The following is a 16083-nucleotide window of genomic DNA, read 5'->3' as shown; positions in this document are numbered from 1 at the left end:
GGTAATAATTGAATACCAGTTCAGCTGATTTTTACTTCGAATTCATAGTTAATAATGGAGTAAGCTTAATTTGTTCGCTTGCGAAGACTTACTATTTCTTTCATCCTGAAGTCAATTCTAAAGGTTTAAAATTATAAAAAATGAAAGGTGAAGATATTTTTGAACGCTACAGCCGTCAGATTTTCATCGAGGAAATCGGGCTGGAAGGCCAGCGGAAAATCATGAATGCCAAAGTCCTGGTTATCGGAGCAGGTGGTTTGGGCAGTCCGGTCATCCAGTATCTGTCAGCGGCAGGTGTCGGTACAATAGGCGTGGTGGATTTTGATGAGGTGGAACTGCATAATTTGAACCGGCAGGTCATCCATAATGAATATTCAGTCGGCATTTCCAAAGTGGAAAGTGCGGGAGAATTCGTTAAAAACCTTAATCATCAGGTCAGTTTTATTAAGCATCATGTAAAAATAGATGCTTCAAATGCAGAAGAGCTGATTTCAGGCTATGATATTATTGTTGACGGTTCCGATAATTTCACAACACGATATCTGGTAAATGACACTTGTGTAAAATTAGAAAAACCTTTGGTCTACGGAAGCATTCTCGGGTTTTCCGGCCAGGTTGCCGTTTTTAATATTCACGGAAGTAAAAACCTCAGGGATATTTTCCCGGAGCCGCCTTCAGATGAAAATCTTCCTGACTGTGACAGCCTGGGGGTACTGGGTGCTTTGCCGGGAATGGTCGGAAGCATGATGGCCAATTTAGCATTAAATATCATCACAGATCTGCCTGTGCCCATGAACAAGCTGACTTTGGTTGATACATTTAACTGGAATTTTCAGACGATTGATTTTTAGACAGAATATAAGGGGCTGGAAGAGGGAAGCTGGATGCTGGAGGTTCTGTTTATCAGACCAAGCGCTCTGGTTCCAGATTTACTTGTAATTCTATTCTTATTCGATTTTTTAACGCAAAGTTTACTTTTCCTAATGCTGAGATGAGAAGGCAAAGAAAGATCAGCGAGCTGATCTGATGAAGCGCGCGCATAATCTATCCGCTTCATCAGCGGCTTTGCCGCTTCGCTTTGCTCACTTTATAAATAATAAGAACAATTATCAGCTTTGCGTCAATCTTATTCGAGTAAAATGTTGGAAGATTTGGACTGGAGCTTTTGCCAGGTAATTACAACCAAACGGCTTAATTAACAAACCTTATTTTTTTTGCTCCAAAGGAGCAATATCTGTTTAGCAGATTTCCTTATCCGTTAAGCCCGGCAACCAGGTTGATGGTCAGTGCCACGACAAAAGTATTCATGAAAAACGCAAGCAGCCCGTGGAGCATGGTTATTTTTCTTAAATTCCTGGAAGTAATGCTCACGTCGGAAACCTGAAAAGTACAGCCCATGCAGAAAGAATAATATGCAAAATCCATATAATCCGGATGGTAGACTTCGTTTTCGTCTTCGGTCGGAAATTTAAGGCCGCCGGTCTCCTCTTTTTTGCCGGAAGGATCTTCATCATAATATTCCCGGGCATAATGGAAGATGTATTGGGTCTGTACCATAATCCAGGAAAGGATCATTGCGCCCAGAATAGCCGGGAGGAAGTAGATTTCTTTCTGCACGCCTTTGTCTTTGGAGGTAACCAGGAAAAATATGGCAAACATACTCGCAAAGCAGGCAACGATAATGGTCGTAAAAACAAAAACGGCATTGCCGTCATCGTCTCTGGCTTTTTTACGGATCTTATCCACTTTCCGGTGCAGAATCACCTGCCAGTCCAGGAAAAGAAAAACGAGGGAAAAGGCCAGCCAGCAAAAAATAAGCATAATCAGCGGTTTCAGGTCCAGCCTGAAAATCAAAAAGAAAACCAACGTTGCAGCCAGCAGGCTGATGATGCCTCTCTTCACCGGATTAAGTTTTAAGAAAAAGCTTTCTTGTGTTTTCATTTTTGCCATGCTGAATTTTCTTTAAAAATAGAGAAAAATGTTTTTTCTCAGGTACGCTAAAAGTGAAATTAAGTTTTTTTTAATGACGGAAATAAGATCCTGCGTGATACAATAAACCCCTTTAATTATATACATTAAAAGGGTTCATTATTTATCTGTTCAAACCGGATTACTGTCCTTGCGGCACCATTCCGCCATTGTCATCCTTTTTACTTTCTTTCAGGATGCTCTGGTCTTCCTTCGCCAGCTTGTTCCGGGTCGGGATTTTATAGTTTACCGATACTCCGAAGTTTCTCGTATCGTATTTATTGTACATATACACCGATTGGCCTAGAGGCGGATTGGATCGTACCTGCATTACCTGTCCGTTAAAAATATCATTCGCAAATACGGAAACCGTTAAGCGGTTATCCATAAATTTCTTCGTCAGCGTCAGATCAAATGAGTTGTTGAACGGTTTTTCTGCCGTAAAATAGAAATATCCGGCTTTTGGCGTCAGATAGCTGTAATTGGCGGTCAGCTTGATTTCCTTTGGCAGGATAATCTGTGTCATGATGTTGAAAATCCAGAAACCTTTATTGTCCAGATTGGCAATGTCATGTTTCTGATAGCCGGCGTAGAGATACATAAAGTTGATCTTGTCCGGATTGAAATTAAACTTCATAATCTCGCTCAACGGTTTGCTGAAAATCATGAACGGTACCGGCAGCCCGACATTGAAATTATGGATTTTCATATCGGCAATATTGATCTGTTCATTGAAGATATTCTTTCCTTCTCTTCGGATAATCTGGGCCACCTGGTTCTTCGCAGAACTCACACTATATCCGATGAAGGCGTAATCGAAAGCTGAAATTTTCAATTCATAATTGTCAAAGATTGTCGGCTGTAGGTTCGGATTACCCGTAACCTGGGTATTCGGACCCTGGAAGGTAACGTTATTCGGGTTCAGGGCGGAAATACTCGGCAGGCTGATCTTTTTATTGTAATTAGCCGTCACATGTACCTGTTCCATCAGGTTATACTGAACGCTGGCATTCGGGAACAGCTTGAACCGGTTGAAAGGCCGTAAATCTGCTTCTGTAAGCCTGTTGTTATTTTTCTGGTCATAATACCGGGTAATTCCCGAAATGTCATAATTCTCCGCACGGGTTCCCAGAATGAAATCAAACTTCTTCAGCTTGGCCTGCAATTCCAGGTAGGTGGCGGTGGTTTGTCTCGTGTATTCGAGATTCGTTAATCCTTTGCTTTCCGTGTCAAACTGCTGGTGCTCGTACAATCCTCCAAAGCTTACTTTACCACCGTCCATCAGCTTGATAGGCTGGGAATAATCAACTTTGAAGTTGGCGATTCTCATGTCCGAGGTATTGTTCAAAAGATTTCCCAGAGAAGTTCTTATTGTCTGGTCAGGATTATCCAGAAAAGTAATGTCTCTGAAAACATTGTTCTGGTCAAACTTACTGTCAGATTTTGTAAATCCGAACTGGAAATCCAGTTTCTGTGCTTTGTCAGAAAACCGTTTCTGATAAGTTACTACAGCTTCCTGGCGGACATTGTTGGTGTTGGCAGCATCATATGAATCATACTTTCCTTCTTTATAAATATCAGGATTTCTTTGGGTCAGGATATCTGCTAAACCATCACTTAAAGTATAATTGTCATTATTGTTATGGTAAATATCATAGTTCAAAAGCAGCCGGTCCTGTCCCAGATCAAAAGTGATTCCCGATTTTGCAAAATAGCCTCTGCCGTAACGGTCGGTATTGCTGTGAAGCAAGTTATCCTGATCAGTGCTCAGCATGCTTTCGCGGTAATTCTGGCCGATGTTCAGCTGCCAGCCGAAGATTTTGTTTCTGGCATTTAAATTTAAGGAATTGCTCGTTCTGCTTCTGAACTTGTCATAATTTGTGAACGAGTAATTTCCGGAATAAGTAGCGGTTAAATATTTATTGGCATTTTTGTTGGTGATGATGTTCATGATTGCACCGCCGGAAGTTGCCGGGAATTCCGCGCCGGGCTGGGTGATGACTTCGATCCGGTCTACCGAATTGGCAGGCATTCCTTCCAGAAAAGAATTCAGCTCGTTGGAGGTAATATTCAGAGGCCTGCCGTTGAGATAAACATCCAGTAATTTTCCCTGGTACATCATTCCCGCGATATCGGTTGATATCAGCCCCGGAAGCTTCTTGATTCCTTCTAGAACATTACCGTTATTCAGTTGGGGCTGTTCCGAAAAATCAAAAATCGTACGGTCTGCCTTTTGCTCAACGGCTTTTTTAGTTTTGGTGATTACGACGCCTTCAATCTGCTTTTCCTTAGTTGTCGGATTATTATTTTTCTCCTGGGCGGAAGCAAAAGCCACACTCAGAAAAGATAAAGTAATAATTGTTTTTTTCATATTGTTTTTTAAGTATAATAATTAGACACTGGAAAACAGATTTTGTTACAGGCGATCCGGGAAATTTATAACTGATTAAGGTCAAATAAATAAGTATCAGCATCTTCAATCTAAAAGCAGGTCATGAAACCATTCTTACAGGTATTTATCTCCTGCGGAATGGAATCAGCGATTTTTAAAACTTTTGCAGACTCTTTATTCCCAAATGGTTCATCTTCGGTAAGTATTATATTGATCTCTTATGACTTTTGACTTCGTTGGACCTTTGGGATATGGTTAATAATTCATACCCTGTCTTTTTCCTCGAACCTGATCGCTTTTTTCTGGATTTTCTTCTTCCGGCCTCCAAAGGTATAGTTTACGCTCAGGCGGAAACTTCTGCCGTCCCAATAATTGTTCATATACTGTACGCTGCCGGTGAAGTAAATTTCTCCCCGGTACCGCTGGGCAAGGATATTGGTAACCGTTGTATTAACCTGAAGCTGCTTATCCATCAGCGAAATTTTAAATCCTGAAGCAAGATCGGAGAAATTATGAAAATAATAATTGACGTTTCTGTAAGGGAGGCTTTGTTCGTAGTTCAGGAAAAAAGCAAAGGTTTTAGCTTTATTTAAAGTAATGGTATTATTGATCGAATAGCTGAATGAAGTTCCTTTCTGAGGTTGTGCATCCAACCCGAAAATTTCAGAGGCCTGTTTGCTTGCATTTACCGCAATCGCAGATTCCCAGCGTTTGAAAAAAGTATCGGTATAAGAAATATTCAGACCCAGCGAATTGGTGTTGTAATAATTAAGATACGTCGAGATCTGCGAAAGGCCGTCCTGGAAAGAAACCTGTCCGAATGCATTTTTCAGCCTGAGATAATAAAGACTTGCTGTCAGCTTATTGTTGAAGGTATAGCCCAGTTCCAGATTATTGATATAAGACGGCGTAAGCAAAGGATTTCCGGAAGAATAGGAATAAGGATTGGAATACCAGCGGAACGGATTAAGGCTGCTCATTCCCGGACGGTTGATCCTTCTGGAATACGCCAGGCTGAAAATATTTTTATCTTTCTTATACGAGACATAGGCGGACGGAAACCATTGGCCATACCGATACTGATTGCCGGAACCTGTGGAAGGGGTGTAGCTTTCTGCCCGGGTATTTTCATAACGAAGTCCGGCTTTGGTTTCCCAGTGTTCGCCGAAATTTTTGGCATAACTGAAATAGGCGGCATAATTTTCCTCTTTATATTCAAAAAGATTGGCTCTGGCTGCATCAGCGATGTATCCGCTATCGGTCAGATTGAAATATTTTAAATCGGAATTGTTTTTAAACTGGTTAAACTTTGCCCCGGTCTCGATGGTCCCGAAGGAAAAAGGAAGCTCCAGGTCTGCCTGTACGGAAAATACCTGAGGCGCTACCAGGGAAAGGGTTTTTACGTCCTGAACGGTAGTATCGGAGAATTTTTGCGTAGAAAAATTCACTTCCGTATCGGAATTGTTTTTATAGAAATTTCCCATAATACTTAATTTTTTACCTAATGAATCAAGTTTGCGATCATAATAGGCGCTTAGCGTGTGAGTCGGTTCCTTCTCGCGGTGGAATGTGTTCGTCAGAAGCATTTCTTCAGTAAGGTCTGGACTGATGTTCCGGGTGGTGTTAACGATGTCCATTCCCGATCTTTGGTGGGCATAAATATACTCAAACCCGGCTTCGGAATTTTTACTGATTTTGTAAGACATATTGATGGCGGGGGTCAGTTCGTTCCACATATCTTTTCTGATGGAGTTGCTGTAATTCTGTGTAGCTCCGATGATGCTGTAGTTTTCATTTGTACGTTTGGCGGAATCGTAATAGACAAGCTTCAGGCTGGTGCTGAACTTTTCGGTCTGGTAATTCAGCATCCCGGTGTTTCCGAATCCGGAATAGGTTCGCTGGATCAGGTTGGAGGTAAGGCTGCCGCTGAATCCCAGGTTTGGATTTTTTTTAAGGATGATATTGATCAGTCCACTGTTTCCCTGGGCTTCGTATTTTGCCGGAGGTGTGGTAATGACTTCTATTTTGGCGATGTTTTCCGAGCGGATCGATTTCAGGTAATTCAAAAGGGCCTGTCCGGAAAGATTCAGCATCCTGCCGTTAATCATTACGCCAACGCTGCTTTTTCCTGTAATCGAAATGGTGCCGAGGGTTTCATCCACCCTGATCATGGGAACATTGGCCAGGGTTTCCGAACCGTCCATCCCCTGGGAAGCAATGGAAGCTTCCACGTTAAAGATCATCCGGTCTGCTTTCCTTTCCAGCAGCTTTTTCTTAACAAGGATTTCTACTTTTTCAATAGTACGGATGCTGTCTTTCTTTACCTGAGACCAAAGTAAAGAGGAGACCAGCAGGGCAGCCAAAACAGGAATGTTTTTCATTGTCTTCTTTTTGGCAAATGTATTCTGATGAAAAGAAGCATAAAACAGCATTTAGGTTTTCAACGGTTTTCATCCGATAAAAAATATTTCGTCGATAATTTTCGGGTGTTTGCAGATTCAGTATGAATAATGCCATTGTCCTTGACTATTTTTGAGCTATGAAAAACCTTATTCTTATCTTCAGCCTGATCTTTACATCATCTTTTATACCGGCTCAACGGGTCGATGTATGGAAGACAATTACCATACCTCCGGGAGAAAGCCTCTTTATACATGAGGTAAAAGCACCGGTAACTTTGGAACTGAAAAACCTTTCGGATAAAGAAATCAATCTGTCTTCAAAACTTACTATGCCCCGCAGCATAGCGGCTGCATCCGGATTCACATACCGGCTGCCTAAAAAAGCAAGTCTTTCAATAGAAAACCGGAATACTGATGCTGTTTCATTATATTTACATTATACCTCCTCGAAAAGTATTTTGATCAATAACAAAGAAGTACGATGAAGACGCATAAGCTTGTTTGGTTTCATATTTTTTTCTGGACGATTTATATTATCGGATCGGTGGTGATTCCTTATTTCGTATTTGATTCTGAAAAATCCCTTACGTTTAAAATCACCTTTTTTCTTACCAGCTTTATATCCTTTTACGTCAACTATTTTTTTATCGTTCCCCGGTTTTATGAGCCGGATAAGATCTACAAATCCGTTATTGCCTTTTTGCTGAGCGTAACCTGCTTTGTTATCGTGCGCTATTCTATAGAAGAAGTGTTGCTGCCTGCGACATTGGGATTCAGGAATTACGATCCGGATACGGGAATTGCCTATTATTTTTTCGATAACATTTTTTTTAGCAGCACGGCCATTTTCATCAGTACGACATTCTGGTTTCTTCAATATTTTATCCGGACGGAAGCTGAAAAAGCCGAACTCATCGAAGCCAGAAAGACCGCAGAACTGCAGGCCTTAAAAACCCAGATTAATCCGCATTTTATTTTTAATTCGCTAAACAATATTTATTCGCTGGTGTATCAGAATTCCGAAAAAGCTTTACCGGCCATTGAAGAATTAAGCAGGCTGCTGAGGTACAGCACAAAAGACCTTACTGAAGATGCCATTACTTTAGATAAGGAAATCGGGTATATCGACAGCCTGACCGCGCTGGAAAAACTGCGGATTAAGAAACCTGAGTTGCTGATCATAGAAAAACACATCAGCCATTCCGGGCTGAAAATCTCCCCGATGATTTTGGTTCCGTTTGTAGAAAATGCTTTTAAACACGGAGACTTCCGGGATAAGGGTTTTGAAATGAAGATTTCCGAAAGCCATAAAATTCTGCATTTTTATCTGTTGAATTATAAAAATGAAAGGATGAAAGATGAGGTTTCCGGCATCGGAATTGAAAATGTAAAGAAAAGGCTGTCCATTCTTTATCCCGGTAAGCATGAACTGAATATAAAAAATTCCGAAACCGAATTCGCGGTAGACCTGAAAATAGATTTGCGGAATGAATAAGATTAAATGTGTCATTGTCGACGATGAGCCGCTGGCCGTTTCGCTGCTGAAAAGCTACGTGAATAAAGTGCCGTTTCTGGAACTGGTTTTCTCCACCGAAAATCCGATTGAGGCAATGGAATATGTCCAGAACAATGCATCCGACCTGATTTTTCTGGACATTCAGATGCCGGAGCTGTCCGGAATCAATTTTATGAAAATCCTCGGCGACCGGAAGAAGTATATTTTAACAACGGCTTATTCGGAATATGCTTTGGAAGGATATGATCATCACGTCATCGACTATCTGCTGAAGCCTGTTACGTTTGAAAGATTTTATAGAAGCACACTGAAAGCACAGGAACGTTTTATGCCGGCCGGTTCTGCAGGGCCTACTCACTTTTTTGTAAAGTCTTCGGGGCAGCAGCACCGGATTAATTTTAAAGATATCCTGTATGTGGAAAGCATCAGGGACTATATTAATATCAAAACACGGGAGCAGGAATACATTGTATTGGATACCCTGAAATCGATGGAGCAACAGCTTCCGGAAGCTTTTTTTGTGAGAATACACAAATCCTTCATCGTGAATTTAAATCAGATCAGGAACGTGGCCGCAAGGAAAATAATGCTTGTTACCGGTCATGAGATTCCGGTAGGAGAGAGCTACCGCATGCACCTTTTAGCGAGGATAAAATAAAAAGCAGTTTCATTTGAAACTGCTTTTTCTATGGTTAATTAATTCTTAGAATTAATTTTTCTCCTGCTGCTTGATCAGGTTTAAGGCAGAACCTGCTTTGAACCAGTCAATCTGCTGGGCATTGTAAGTATGGTTCGCCATGACCGTATCTTTGGATCCGTCTTTATGAACGAATTCTAGGGTCAGCTGTTTTCCTGGAGCAAACTGTTCGAGATCAAGGAAATTCACAGTGTCATCTTCCTGTACTTTGTCGTAGTCTGCTTCATCGGCAAATGTCAGCCCAAGCATTCCCTGTTTTTTCAGATTGGTCTCATGGATTCTCGCAAAAGATTTCACCAGGACTGCTTTTACACCAAGGTGCCTCGGTTCCATCGCTGCATGCTCTCTGGAAGATCCTTCACCGTAATTCTGGTCTCCTACCACAATCGACGGGATATTGGCAGCTTTATAAGCCCGTTGTACAGCCGGTACTTCCCCGTATTCACCGGTTAGCTGGTTTTTAACGTGGTTGGTCTCCATGTTATACGCATTTACGGCACCGATCAGCATATTATTGGATATATTATCCAGGTGGCCTCTGTACTTCAGCCATGGACCGGCCATAGAAATATGGTCAGTAGTACATTTCCCGAAAGCTTTGATCAGTACTTTGGCACCGGTAATGTTCTTACCGTCCCATGCCGGGAATTCTTCAAGGATCTGAAGCCTGTCTGAAGTCGGACTTACGTCTACAACAACGCCCGAACCATCTTCAGAAGGGGCCTGATATCCGTTATCTTCTACGGCAAAACCTTTTGAAGGAAGCTCAGAACCTTTCGGCTCATCCAGTTTTACCTGTTCCCCGCTTTCAGTGGTCAGGGTATCGGTAATCGGGTTGAAATCCAGTCTTCCCGAAATAGCTACGGCAGCCACCATCTCAGGTGAAGCCACAAAAGCATGGGTATTGGGGTTACCATCCGCTCTTTTTGCAAAGTTTCTGTTAAAAGAGTGGATAATGGAATTCTTTTCACCTTTTTCAGCACCTTCCCTGTCCCATTGTCCGATACAAGGTCCGCATGCATTGGTAAAAATCCTTGCATTTTCGAATTTCCTGAACGAATCCAGGAAGCCGTCTCTTTCAGCCGTATATTTTACCTGTTCCGAGCCCGGGTTAATTCCTAAAATCGCTTTAGGCTTAACCCCCTTAGCTACTGCATTCTCTACAATGGAGGCCGCTCTCGACAAATCTTCATATGAAGAGTTGGTACATGAACCGATCAGTGCCCATTCTACTTCAATAGGCCATCCGTTAGCTTCTGCCTTGGCTCTGAATTCAGAAACCGGTGTTGCTAAGTCCGGAGTGAAAGGCCCGTTCAAATGCGGGGTAAGTTCTGAAAGATTGATTTCGATCAACTGATCAAAATACTGTTCCGGATTGGCATATACTTCAGGATCTCCTGTCAGATGTTCGGCAATCTGGTCTGCTGCATCCACGATGTCCTGTCGTCCGGTAGCAGAAAGGTATCTCCTCATGGAATCGTCATACCCGAAAGTAGAAGTGGTAGCCCCTACTTCAGCTCCCATATTACAAATGGTTCCTTTACCGGTAGCAGAAAGGGATTCTGCTCCTTCCCCGAAATATTCCACGATACATCCGGTTCCTCCTTTCACGGTCAGGATTCCGGCTACTTTAAGGATAACATCTTTGGCAGAAGTCCATCCGGACATCTTACCGGTTAATTTTACCCCGATCAGTCTTGGCATTTTAAGTTCCCAGGCCATTCCTGCCATTACATCTACTGCATCAGCACCTCCTACACCAATGGCTACCATGCCCAGCCCTCCGGCATTTACCGTATGGGAATCGGTACCGATCATCATTCCTCCCGGAAAAGCATAGTTTTCAAGCACTACCTGGTGGATAATCCCTGCGCCTGGCTTCCAGAATCCGATTCCGTACTTATCGCAGACGGAACTTAAAAAGTTGAAAACCTCCGAGTTTTTATTGATTCCTTCCTGCAAATCCTTGTCTGCACCCACTTTCGCCTGGATCAGGTGATCGGCATGTACAGTGGAAGGAACCGCTACCTTTGGCTTTCCGGCCTGCATAAACTGCAGCAGGGCCATTTGTGCGGTAGCATCCTGCATCGCAACTCTGTCCGGCGCGAAATCTACATAAGAATTTCCTCTTTCATATTCCTGGGTTGCATTTCCTTCCCACAAGTGCGTGTAAAGGATTTTCTCTGAAAGTGTCAGTGGCTTTCCTGTAATCTGTCTTGCCGCAGCAATTCTTTCAGGGTAGCGCTCATACACTTTTTTGATCATGTCAATATCAAAAGTCATATCTAATTTATTTTTTCTTTTATAATAAAATATTTTTCAGCCGGAGCAGGGCCGGATGAAAAAATCTCCTTTTGTTATCCATCAAAATCCGTTCCTCCAATGTCTAAAAAAGAGTTAAGATCATAAAGATAGAGAGGATTAATCAAAGTTCAAGGTAGGGAAAAATAATAGGGTAACTGTTGATTTACGGTAAAATAATGGGAGAGGATACTTAAATAGAAATGTTCTAAACAAAAAAAAGTTCCCTTCCGTAAGGAGGGGAACTTTTTATATTCAGATTTTATTGTCCGATGAGGATATCCTAATGTGCACTTGTACTGGTCAGTTCCTTGATGGAAGGAACAAAAGTGGTAAGGTCTATACCTTCTACCGCTGCTTTGTATTCATCGATATTCGGGATTCTTCCGAAGATGGCTGATAAGACAACTACCGGAGTGGAAGCCAGTAAAGATTCTCCTTTTTTACGTTCGGAATCTTCTACCACTCTCCCCTGGAAAAGACGGGTAGAAGTAGCCAGTACGGTATCTCCTTTCGCTGCTTTTTCCTGGTTACCCATGCAGAGGTTACATCCGGGACGCTCAAGGTACATCATGTTTTTATAGTCCACACGGGCTTCACCTTTCGGAGCATTGTCATCAAATTCAAATCCGGAATATTTTTCCAGGAATTCCCAGTCTCCTTCAGCCTTTAGTTCATCAATGATGTTATAGGTTGGGGCGGCTACTACCAGCGGAGCTTTGAATTCTACTGTTCCGTTTTTCCTTTCAATGTTCTTAAGCATCTGGGAAACAATCTTGAGGTCGCCTTTATGAACCATGCATGATCCTACAAAGCCCAGATCCACTTTCTTATCACCACCGTAATAGGTAAGGTCTCTGATCGTGTCATGGGTATATCTTTTGGAAACGTCATCATTATTTACGTCCGGGTCAGCAATCATCGGTTCTGTGATGGCATCCAGATCTACTACAACTTCAGCATAATATTTGGCATTGGCATCCGGAGTCAGCGCAGGCTTATCGCCGGATCTGATTTCCGTAATCCTTTTGTCCGCTTTATTGATCAATCCCTGAAGAACCTGGTTATGGTTATCCATTCCTTTGTCGATCATGATCTGGATTCTGCTTTTTGCAATTTCAAGGGATTCGATCAGCGTGTCGTCTTCCGAAATATTAATGGAGGCTTTCGCTTTCATTTCAGCAGTCCAGTCTGTAAAAGTAAATGCCTGGTCTGCCGGAAGGGTCCCGATATGGACCTCAATGATTCTTCCCTGGAATACGTTTTCGCCGCCGAATTGTTTCAGCATCTGTGCCTGGGTGGCATGAACCACATCCCGGAAATCCATATGCTCTTTCATGCTTCCTCTGAAAATCACTTTTACAGATTCAGGGATCGGCATGGAAGCCTCACCCGTAGCCAGCGCCAGCGCCACCGTTCCGGAATCAGCTCCGAAAGCGACCCCTTTGGACATTCTCGTATGGGAATCTCCCCCGATGATAATCGCCCATTCATCGATGGTGATGTCATTCAGTACTTTATGGATAACGTCGGTCATGGAATGGTATTCCCCTTTTGGGTCGCGGGCGGTAATGAGCCCGAAATCATTCATGAATTTCATCAATTTCGGAATATTGGCCTGTGCTTTTTTATCCCATACGGAAGCGGTATGGCATCCTGACTGGTATGCTCCGTCTACTACCGGAGAAATTACCGTAGCTGCCATGGACTCCAGTTCCTGAGCGGTCATAAGACCGGTCGTATCCTGGGAACCTACGATGTTTACCTGTACCCGTACATCAGATCCTGCATGTAGAACTTTCCCCGGTGTTACCCCTACGGCATTCCGGTTGAAGATTTTTTCAACGGCCGTCAATCCCTGCCCCTCATAGGAAATTTCCTTGGATGGAGCAAAAACCTGAGGTGCCTCAATATCCAGTGTTTTCGCCGCAAAAGTTTGCAGTTTTTTACCGAAGACAATAGCATATGAACCGCCTGCTTTGATGAATTCCATCTTCTGCGGAGTAAACGATCTTGAAAGATCAATAAGTTCCTGATCTCCGTTATAGAGTTTCTTTTCTTTGGTATTGATGGTTAAGACAGTTCCCGTTGCTACCGAGTATGCTTCTTCAAGAACAATTTCGCCGTTTTCATTGCGGACCGGATCGCCGTTTTCGTCTGTTTTCTTTACCCAGTTTTTAAGGTCGATCCCGATTCCTCCGGTAACGTCTACCGTAGTCAGGAAAATCGGGGAGATCCCGTTGGTTCCTCCAACAATCGGAGCGATATTCACGAAAGGCACATAAGGGCTGGCCTGTCTGCCGGTCCAGAGGGCAACGTTGTTTACTCCCGACATACGGGAAGACCCTACGCCCATGGTTCCTTTTTCCGCTACCAGCATGACGCTGGCATCAGGATGCTGTGCCTGCAAAGCTTTTATTTCTTCCTGTGCCTGAGGCGTAATCATACATTTACCGTGAAGTTCGCGGTCTGATCTTGAATGCGCTTGATTTCCCGGAGACAACAGGTCGGTGGAAATGTCACCTTCACCGGCGATAAAGGTAACCACTTTTATTTCTTCGGCCACTTCCGGAAGCTTAGTAAAGAATTCTGCGTTGGCATAGCTTTCCAGGATCTCTTTTGCAATGGCATTACCATTCTGATAAGCTTCTTTCAGACGCGTAGTGTCCGCTTCATAAAGGAAAACCTGGGTCTTAAGAACCTCTGCCGCCTGTTGAGCTACAGCTGCATCGTTGCCGAGCGCAAGATCCAGTAACACTTCAATGGATTTTCCACCTTTCATATGGGACAGTAATTCAAAGGCAAAAGCCGGTGAGATTTCTTCTACTACGGATTCACCGAGGATAATTTCTTTTAAAAATGTTGCTTTTGCAGCGGCAGCGCTGGTTGTTCCCGGTAATGTATTGTAAATAAAAAATGTAAGGGAGTCTGCCCTGTACGGGTGAGCAGTGTCTTTGATCTGTGCGATGATCTCGCTTAATAATGCTGCACTGTCAATAGGTTTTGGATGAAGCCCCTGGCTTTTTCTTTCTTCAATTTCTTGGATGTAATCCTGATAAATGTTCATAATAATAGAAGTCTTTTCAATCTTATAGGGAATACGGCATTGTTATCGATGAATTCTTCCCTGAAATGAGAAGAAAAACAAGCTGTACTCTGTAATTTTTTTCAGGTACTGATCTGTTTCCTTAAGAAAAATACTGCAGATCCGCAGCGAATCATTTCTCTTACAGGCCAATTTTTGTATTTAACCTCAAAAAAATATTTTCAAATTTACGATTTTTTACTATTTTATATAGTTGAAATTATTTAGATTCTTTATAAATATAAATTTTATATTTTCTATTTTTGTCCGTAATTTTTTGAATGTATGATGATTATGAAAAATGCAGTCCGGTTTTTATGCCTTTTTATTTCAGCTTCAGTTTGTTCACAGGCTGCAGCCACCCGGAAAATACCGGTGAAAAAGAACGGTACCCATGCGTTAAGTACAGTCCGGAAGAAGACGGAAAGCAACCGTACTCTTCCGGTGCTGCATGAAGATCTTCCGCTTCTGATTCCGAAAAAGAAAGACGGGAACTTCGGTTATGTCAGCCAGAAAGGGAATTTTATCATTCAGCCGGAATATCATATTGCCGTATTTTTCTATGAAGACTGCAATCTCCTGAATTCCCCCAATGAAAAGCTGAGAAAATTCGGGACTGCCGATTATGCCACTGTAGAGAAAGATGAAATTTCCTACAGGGTGGACCGCCAGGGGAAACGGGTCTACCGTTTTAAAAAAGAAGACCTGGGACAATGTATCCATAAAGAATATGTACAGCAGCTGTTTCAGGGTTATATTATGAATGGATTTTACGGCATTATCGAAAAATCAGTCTTTAAGGATGCAAATGATTACCGGCAGTTCAAAATGTATCCCCAATATGAATACCTGTACATCCTTGAAGGGGATGATGTCGCAAATCCTATGATCATTGCTTCGAGGAATAATACTTTTGGAGTGATTGATGTGGAGGGCAATACCGTAATCCCATTTGAATATGCCGACATCAAGAGAAATTTCAGCTGGAAACTGGGCAGGATGTTCGAAGTCTCAAAAGACGGGAAAAACTATTTTTATATAGACCGGCGGAATAAAACGTATTGATTTTCATTTTATCCGCGGGGTGTATGACTTTAAATGATCTGAACCATCGGGTTGCACCCGATGCTATTGTAAGCCGCCCCGTTAGGGCTTGTTGTTGGTATTCCGTTGATACGGATTCGTGACTTTTGAACGGTCTGAACCATCGGGTTGCACCCGATGCTGTTGTAAATCGCCCCGTTGGGGCTTGTTGTTGGTGCTCTGTTGATACAGATTGCGGACGTTTGAACGGTCTGAACCATCAGGTTTCACCCGATGCTGTTGTAAATCGTCCCGTTGGGGCTTGTTGTTGGTGCTCTGTTGATACGGATTGCGGACGTTTGAACGGTCTGAACCATTGGGTTGCACCCGATGCTGTTGTAAGCCGCCCCGTTAGGGCTTGCTGTTGGTGCTCCGTAGATATGGATTCCGGACTTTTGAATGATCTGAACCATCGGGTTTTACCCGGTGCTGTTGTAAATCGTCCCGTTGGGGCTTGCCATCTTTCATGATAATAAACAGTAAAAATAATTTCAAAAATTCACCAATTTTTTTTCTTCTGCTTTATAATACCGTAACTTTAAGCCATAAGCCATAAGCCATAAGCCATAAGCCATAAGCCATAAGCCATAAGCCATAAGCCATAAGCCATAAGCCATAAGCCATAAGCCATAAGCCATA

11 protein-coding genes are annotated in these 16083 nt (G+C 42.6%); 5 read left to right on the top strand and 6 right to left on the bottom strand.

What is annotated here, in order from left to right; genetic code table 11:
* Positions 1–140: 140 nt before the first annotated feature.
* Positions 141–851 (top strand): HesA/MoeB/ThiF family protein, encoded by a 711-nt coding sequence (locus QZ735_RS01195; RefSeq protein WP_294243424.1) that lies wholly within the window; start codon positions 141–143, stop codon positions 849–851.
* A gap of 400 nt (positions 852–1251) precedes the next feature.
* Here the strand turns inward: QZ735_RS01195 and QZ735_RS01190 are convergent, their stop codons facing one another.
* From QZ735_RS01190 to QZ735_RS01180, 3 genes are all read right to left on the bottom strand, one after another.
* Entirely contained in the window at positions 1252–1941 is a 690-nt protein-coding gene (locus QZ735_RS01190) for a DUF1345 domain-containing protein (RefSeq protein WP_294243422.1), read from the bottom strand.
* Between the two features lie 169 nt (positions 1942–2110).
* The gene (locus tag QZ735_RS01185; RefSeq protein ID WP_294243419.1) at positions 2111–4339 is read right to left on the bottom strand and encodes a TonB-dependent receptor; all 2229 of its coding nucleotides are present in this window, start codon (positions 4337–4339) and stop codon (positions 2111–2113) included.
* Between the two features lie 284 nt (positions 4340–4623).
* Complete coding sequence (locus QZ735_RS01180; RefSeq protein WP_294243418.1) at positions 4624–6741, bottom strand: outer membrane beta-barrel family protein; 2118 nt, start codon at positions 6739–6741, stop codon at positions 4624–4626.
* A gap of 158 nt (positions 6742–6899) precedes the next feature.
* Between QZ735_RS01180 and QZ735_RS01175 the strand changes: the two genes are divergently transcribed.
* The 3 genes from QZ735_RS01175 to QZ735_RS01165 are packed head-to-tail and all read left to right on the top strand — an operon-like array spanning position 6900 to position 8936.
* The gene (locus tag QZ735_RS01175) at positions 6900–7247 is read left to right on the top strand and encodes a hypothetical protein (RefSeq protein ID WP_294243416.1); all 348 of its coding nucleotides are present in this window, start codon (positions 6900–6902) and stop codon (positions 7245–7247) included.
* Entirely contained in the window at positions 7244–8257 is a 1014-nt protein-coding gene (locus QZ735_RS01170) for a sensor histidine kinase (RefSeq protein ID WP_294243414.1), read from the top strand. The genes QZ735_RS01175 and QZ735_RS01170 overlap by 4 nt, the downstream gene beginning before the upstream one ends.
* Positions 8250–8936 carry a LytTR family DNA-binding domain-containing protein gene (locus tag QZ735_RS01165; protein WP_294243413.1) on the top strand — a complete coding sequence of 229 codons (687 nt, stop codon included), beginning with the start codon at positions 8250–8252 and terminating at the stop codon, positions 8934–8936. Before QZ735_RS01170 ends, QZ735_RS01165 begins: the two co-directional genes overlap by 8 nt.
* Before the next feature lie 51 nt (positions 8937–8987).
* Here the strand turns inward: QZ735_RS01165 and QZ735_RS01160 are convergent, their stop codons facing one another.
* Positions 8988–11258, bottom strand: coding sequence for an aconitate hydratase (locus QZ735_RS01160; protein ID WP_294243412.1), 2271 nt, complete (start codon positions 11256–11258; stop codon positions 8988–8990).
* Between the two features lie 301 nt (positions 11259–11559).
* Positions 11560–14343: a bifunctional aconitate hydratase 2/2-methylisocitrate dehydratase gene (locus QZ735_RS01155; protein ID WP_294243411.1), complete on the bottom strand. Its 2784-nt coding sequence runs from the start codon at positions 14341–14343 to the stop codon at positions 11560–11562.
* 393 nt (positions 14344–14736) lie between these two features.
* Between QZ735_RS01155 and QZ735_RS01150 the strand changes: the two genes are divergently transcribed.
* A complete protein-coding gene (locus QZ735_RS01150; protein ID WP_294243409.1) occupies positions 14737–15426 on the top strand; it encodes a WG repeat-containing protein in 690 nt (229 codons plus the stop codon).
* A 245-nt stretch (positions 15427–15671) separates the two neighbouring features.
* On the opposite strand, the gene QZ735_RS01145 is transcribed toward QZ735_RS01150, so the two are convergent.
* On the bottom strand, positions 15672–15857 hold the full coding sequence (locus tag QZ735_RS01145) for a hypothetical protein (RefSeq protein ID WP_294243407.1): 186 nt from the start codon (positions 15855–15857) through the stop codon (positions 15672–15674).
* Positions 15858–16083: the final 226 nt, after the last annotated feature.

This window comes from uncultured Chryseobacterium sp., from assembly GCF_913776365.1.
Lineage (GTDB): Bacteria > Bacteroidota > Bacteroidia > Flavobacteriales > Weeksellaceae > Chryseobacterium.
This window is presented reverse-complemented; position numbering and strand designations above follow the sequence as displayed.

What these genes read in the sequence shown, in the direction of transcription:
- QZ735_RS01160 (WP_294243412.1), bottom strand. Translation starts at nt 11,258, where the DNA reads ATGACTTTTGATATTGACATGATCAAAAAAGTGTATGAGCGCTACCCT.
- QZ735_RS01185 (WP_294243419.1), bottom strand. Translation starts at nt 4,339, where the DNA reads ATGAAAAAAACAATTATTACTTTATCTTTTCTGAGTGTGGCTTTTGCT.
- QZ735_RS01190 (WP_294243422.1), bottom strand. Translation starts at nt 1,941, where the DNA reads ATGAAAACACAAGAAAGCTTTTTCTTAAAACTTAATCCGGTGAAGAGA.
- QZ735_RS01170 (WP_294243414.1), top strand. Translation starts at nt 7,244, where the DNA reads ATGAAGACGCATAAGCTTGTTTGGTTTCATATTTTTTTCTGGACGATT.
- QZ735_RS01180 (WP_294243418.1), bottom strand. Translation starts at nt 6,741, where the DNA reads ATGAAAAACATTCCTGTTTTGGCTGCCCTGCTGGTCTCCTCTTTACTT.
- QZ735_RS01155 (WP_294243411.1), bottom strand. Translation starts at nt 14,343, where the DNA reads ATGAACATTTATCAGGATTACATCCAAGAAATTGAAGAAAGAAAAAGC.
- QZ735_RS01175 (WP_294243416.1), top strand. Translation starts at nt 6,900, where the DNA reads ATGAAAAACCTTATTCTTATCTTCAGCCTGATCTTTACATCATCTTTT.
- QZ735_RS01195 (WP_294243424.1), top strand. Translation starts at nt 141, where the DNA reads ATGAAAGGTGAAGATATTTTTGAACGCTACAGCCGTCAGATTTTCATC.
- QZ735_RS01145 (WP_294243407.1), bottom strand. Translation starts at nt 15,857, where the DNA reads ATGGTTCAGATCATTCAAAAGTCCGGAATCCATATCTACGGAGCACCA.
- QZ735_RS01165 (WP_294243413.1), top strand. Translation starts at nt 8,250, where the DNA reads ATGAATAAGATTAAATGTGTCATTGTCGACGATGAGCCGCTGGCCGTT.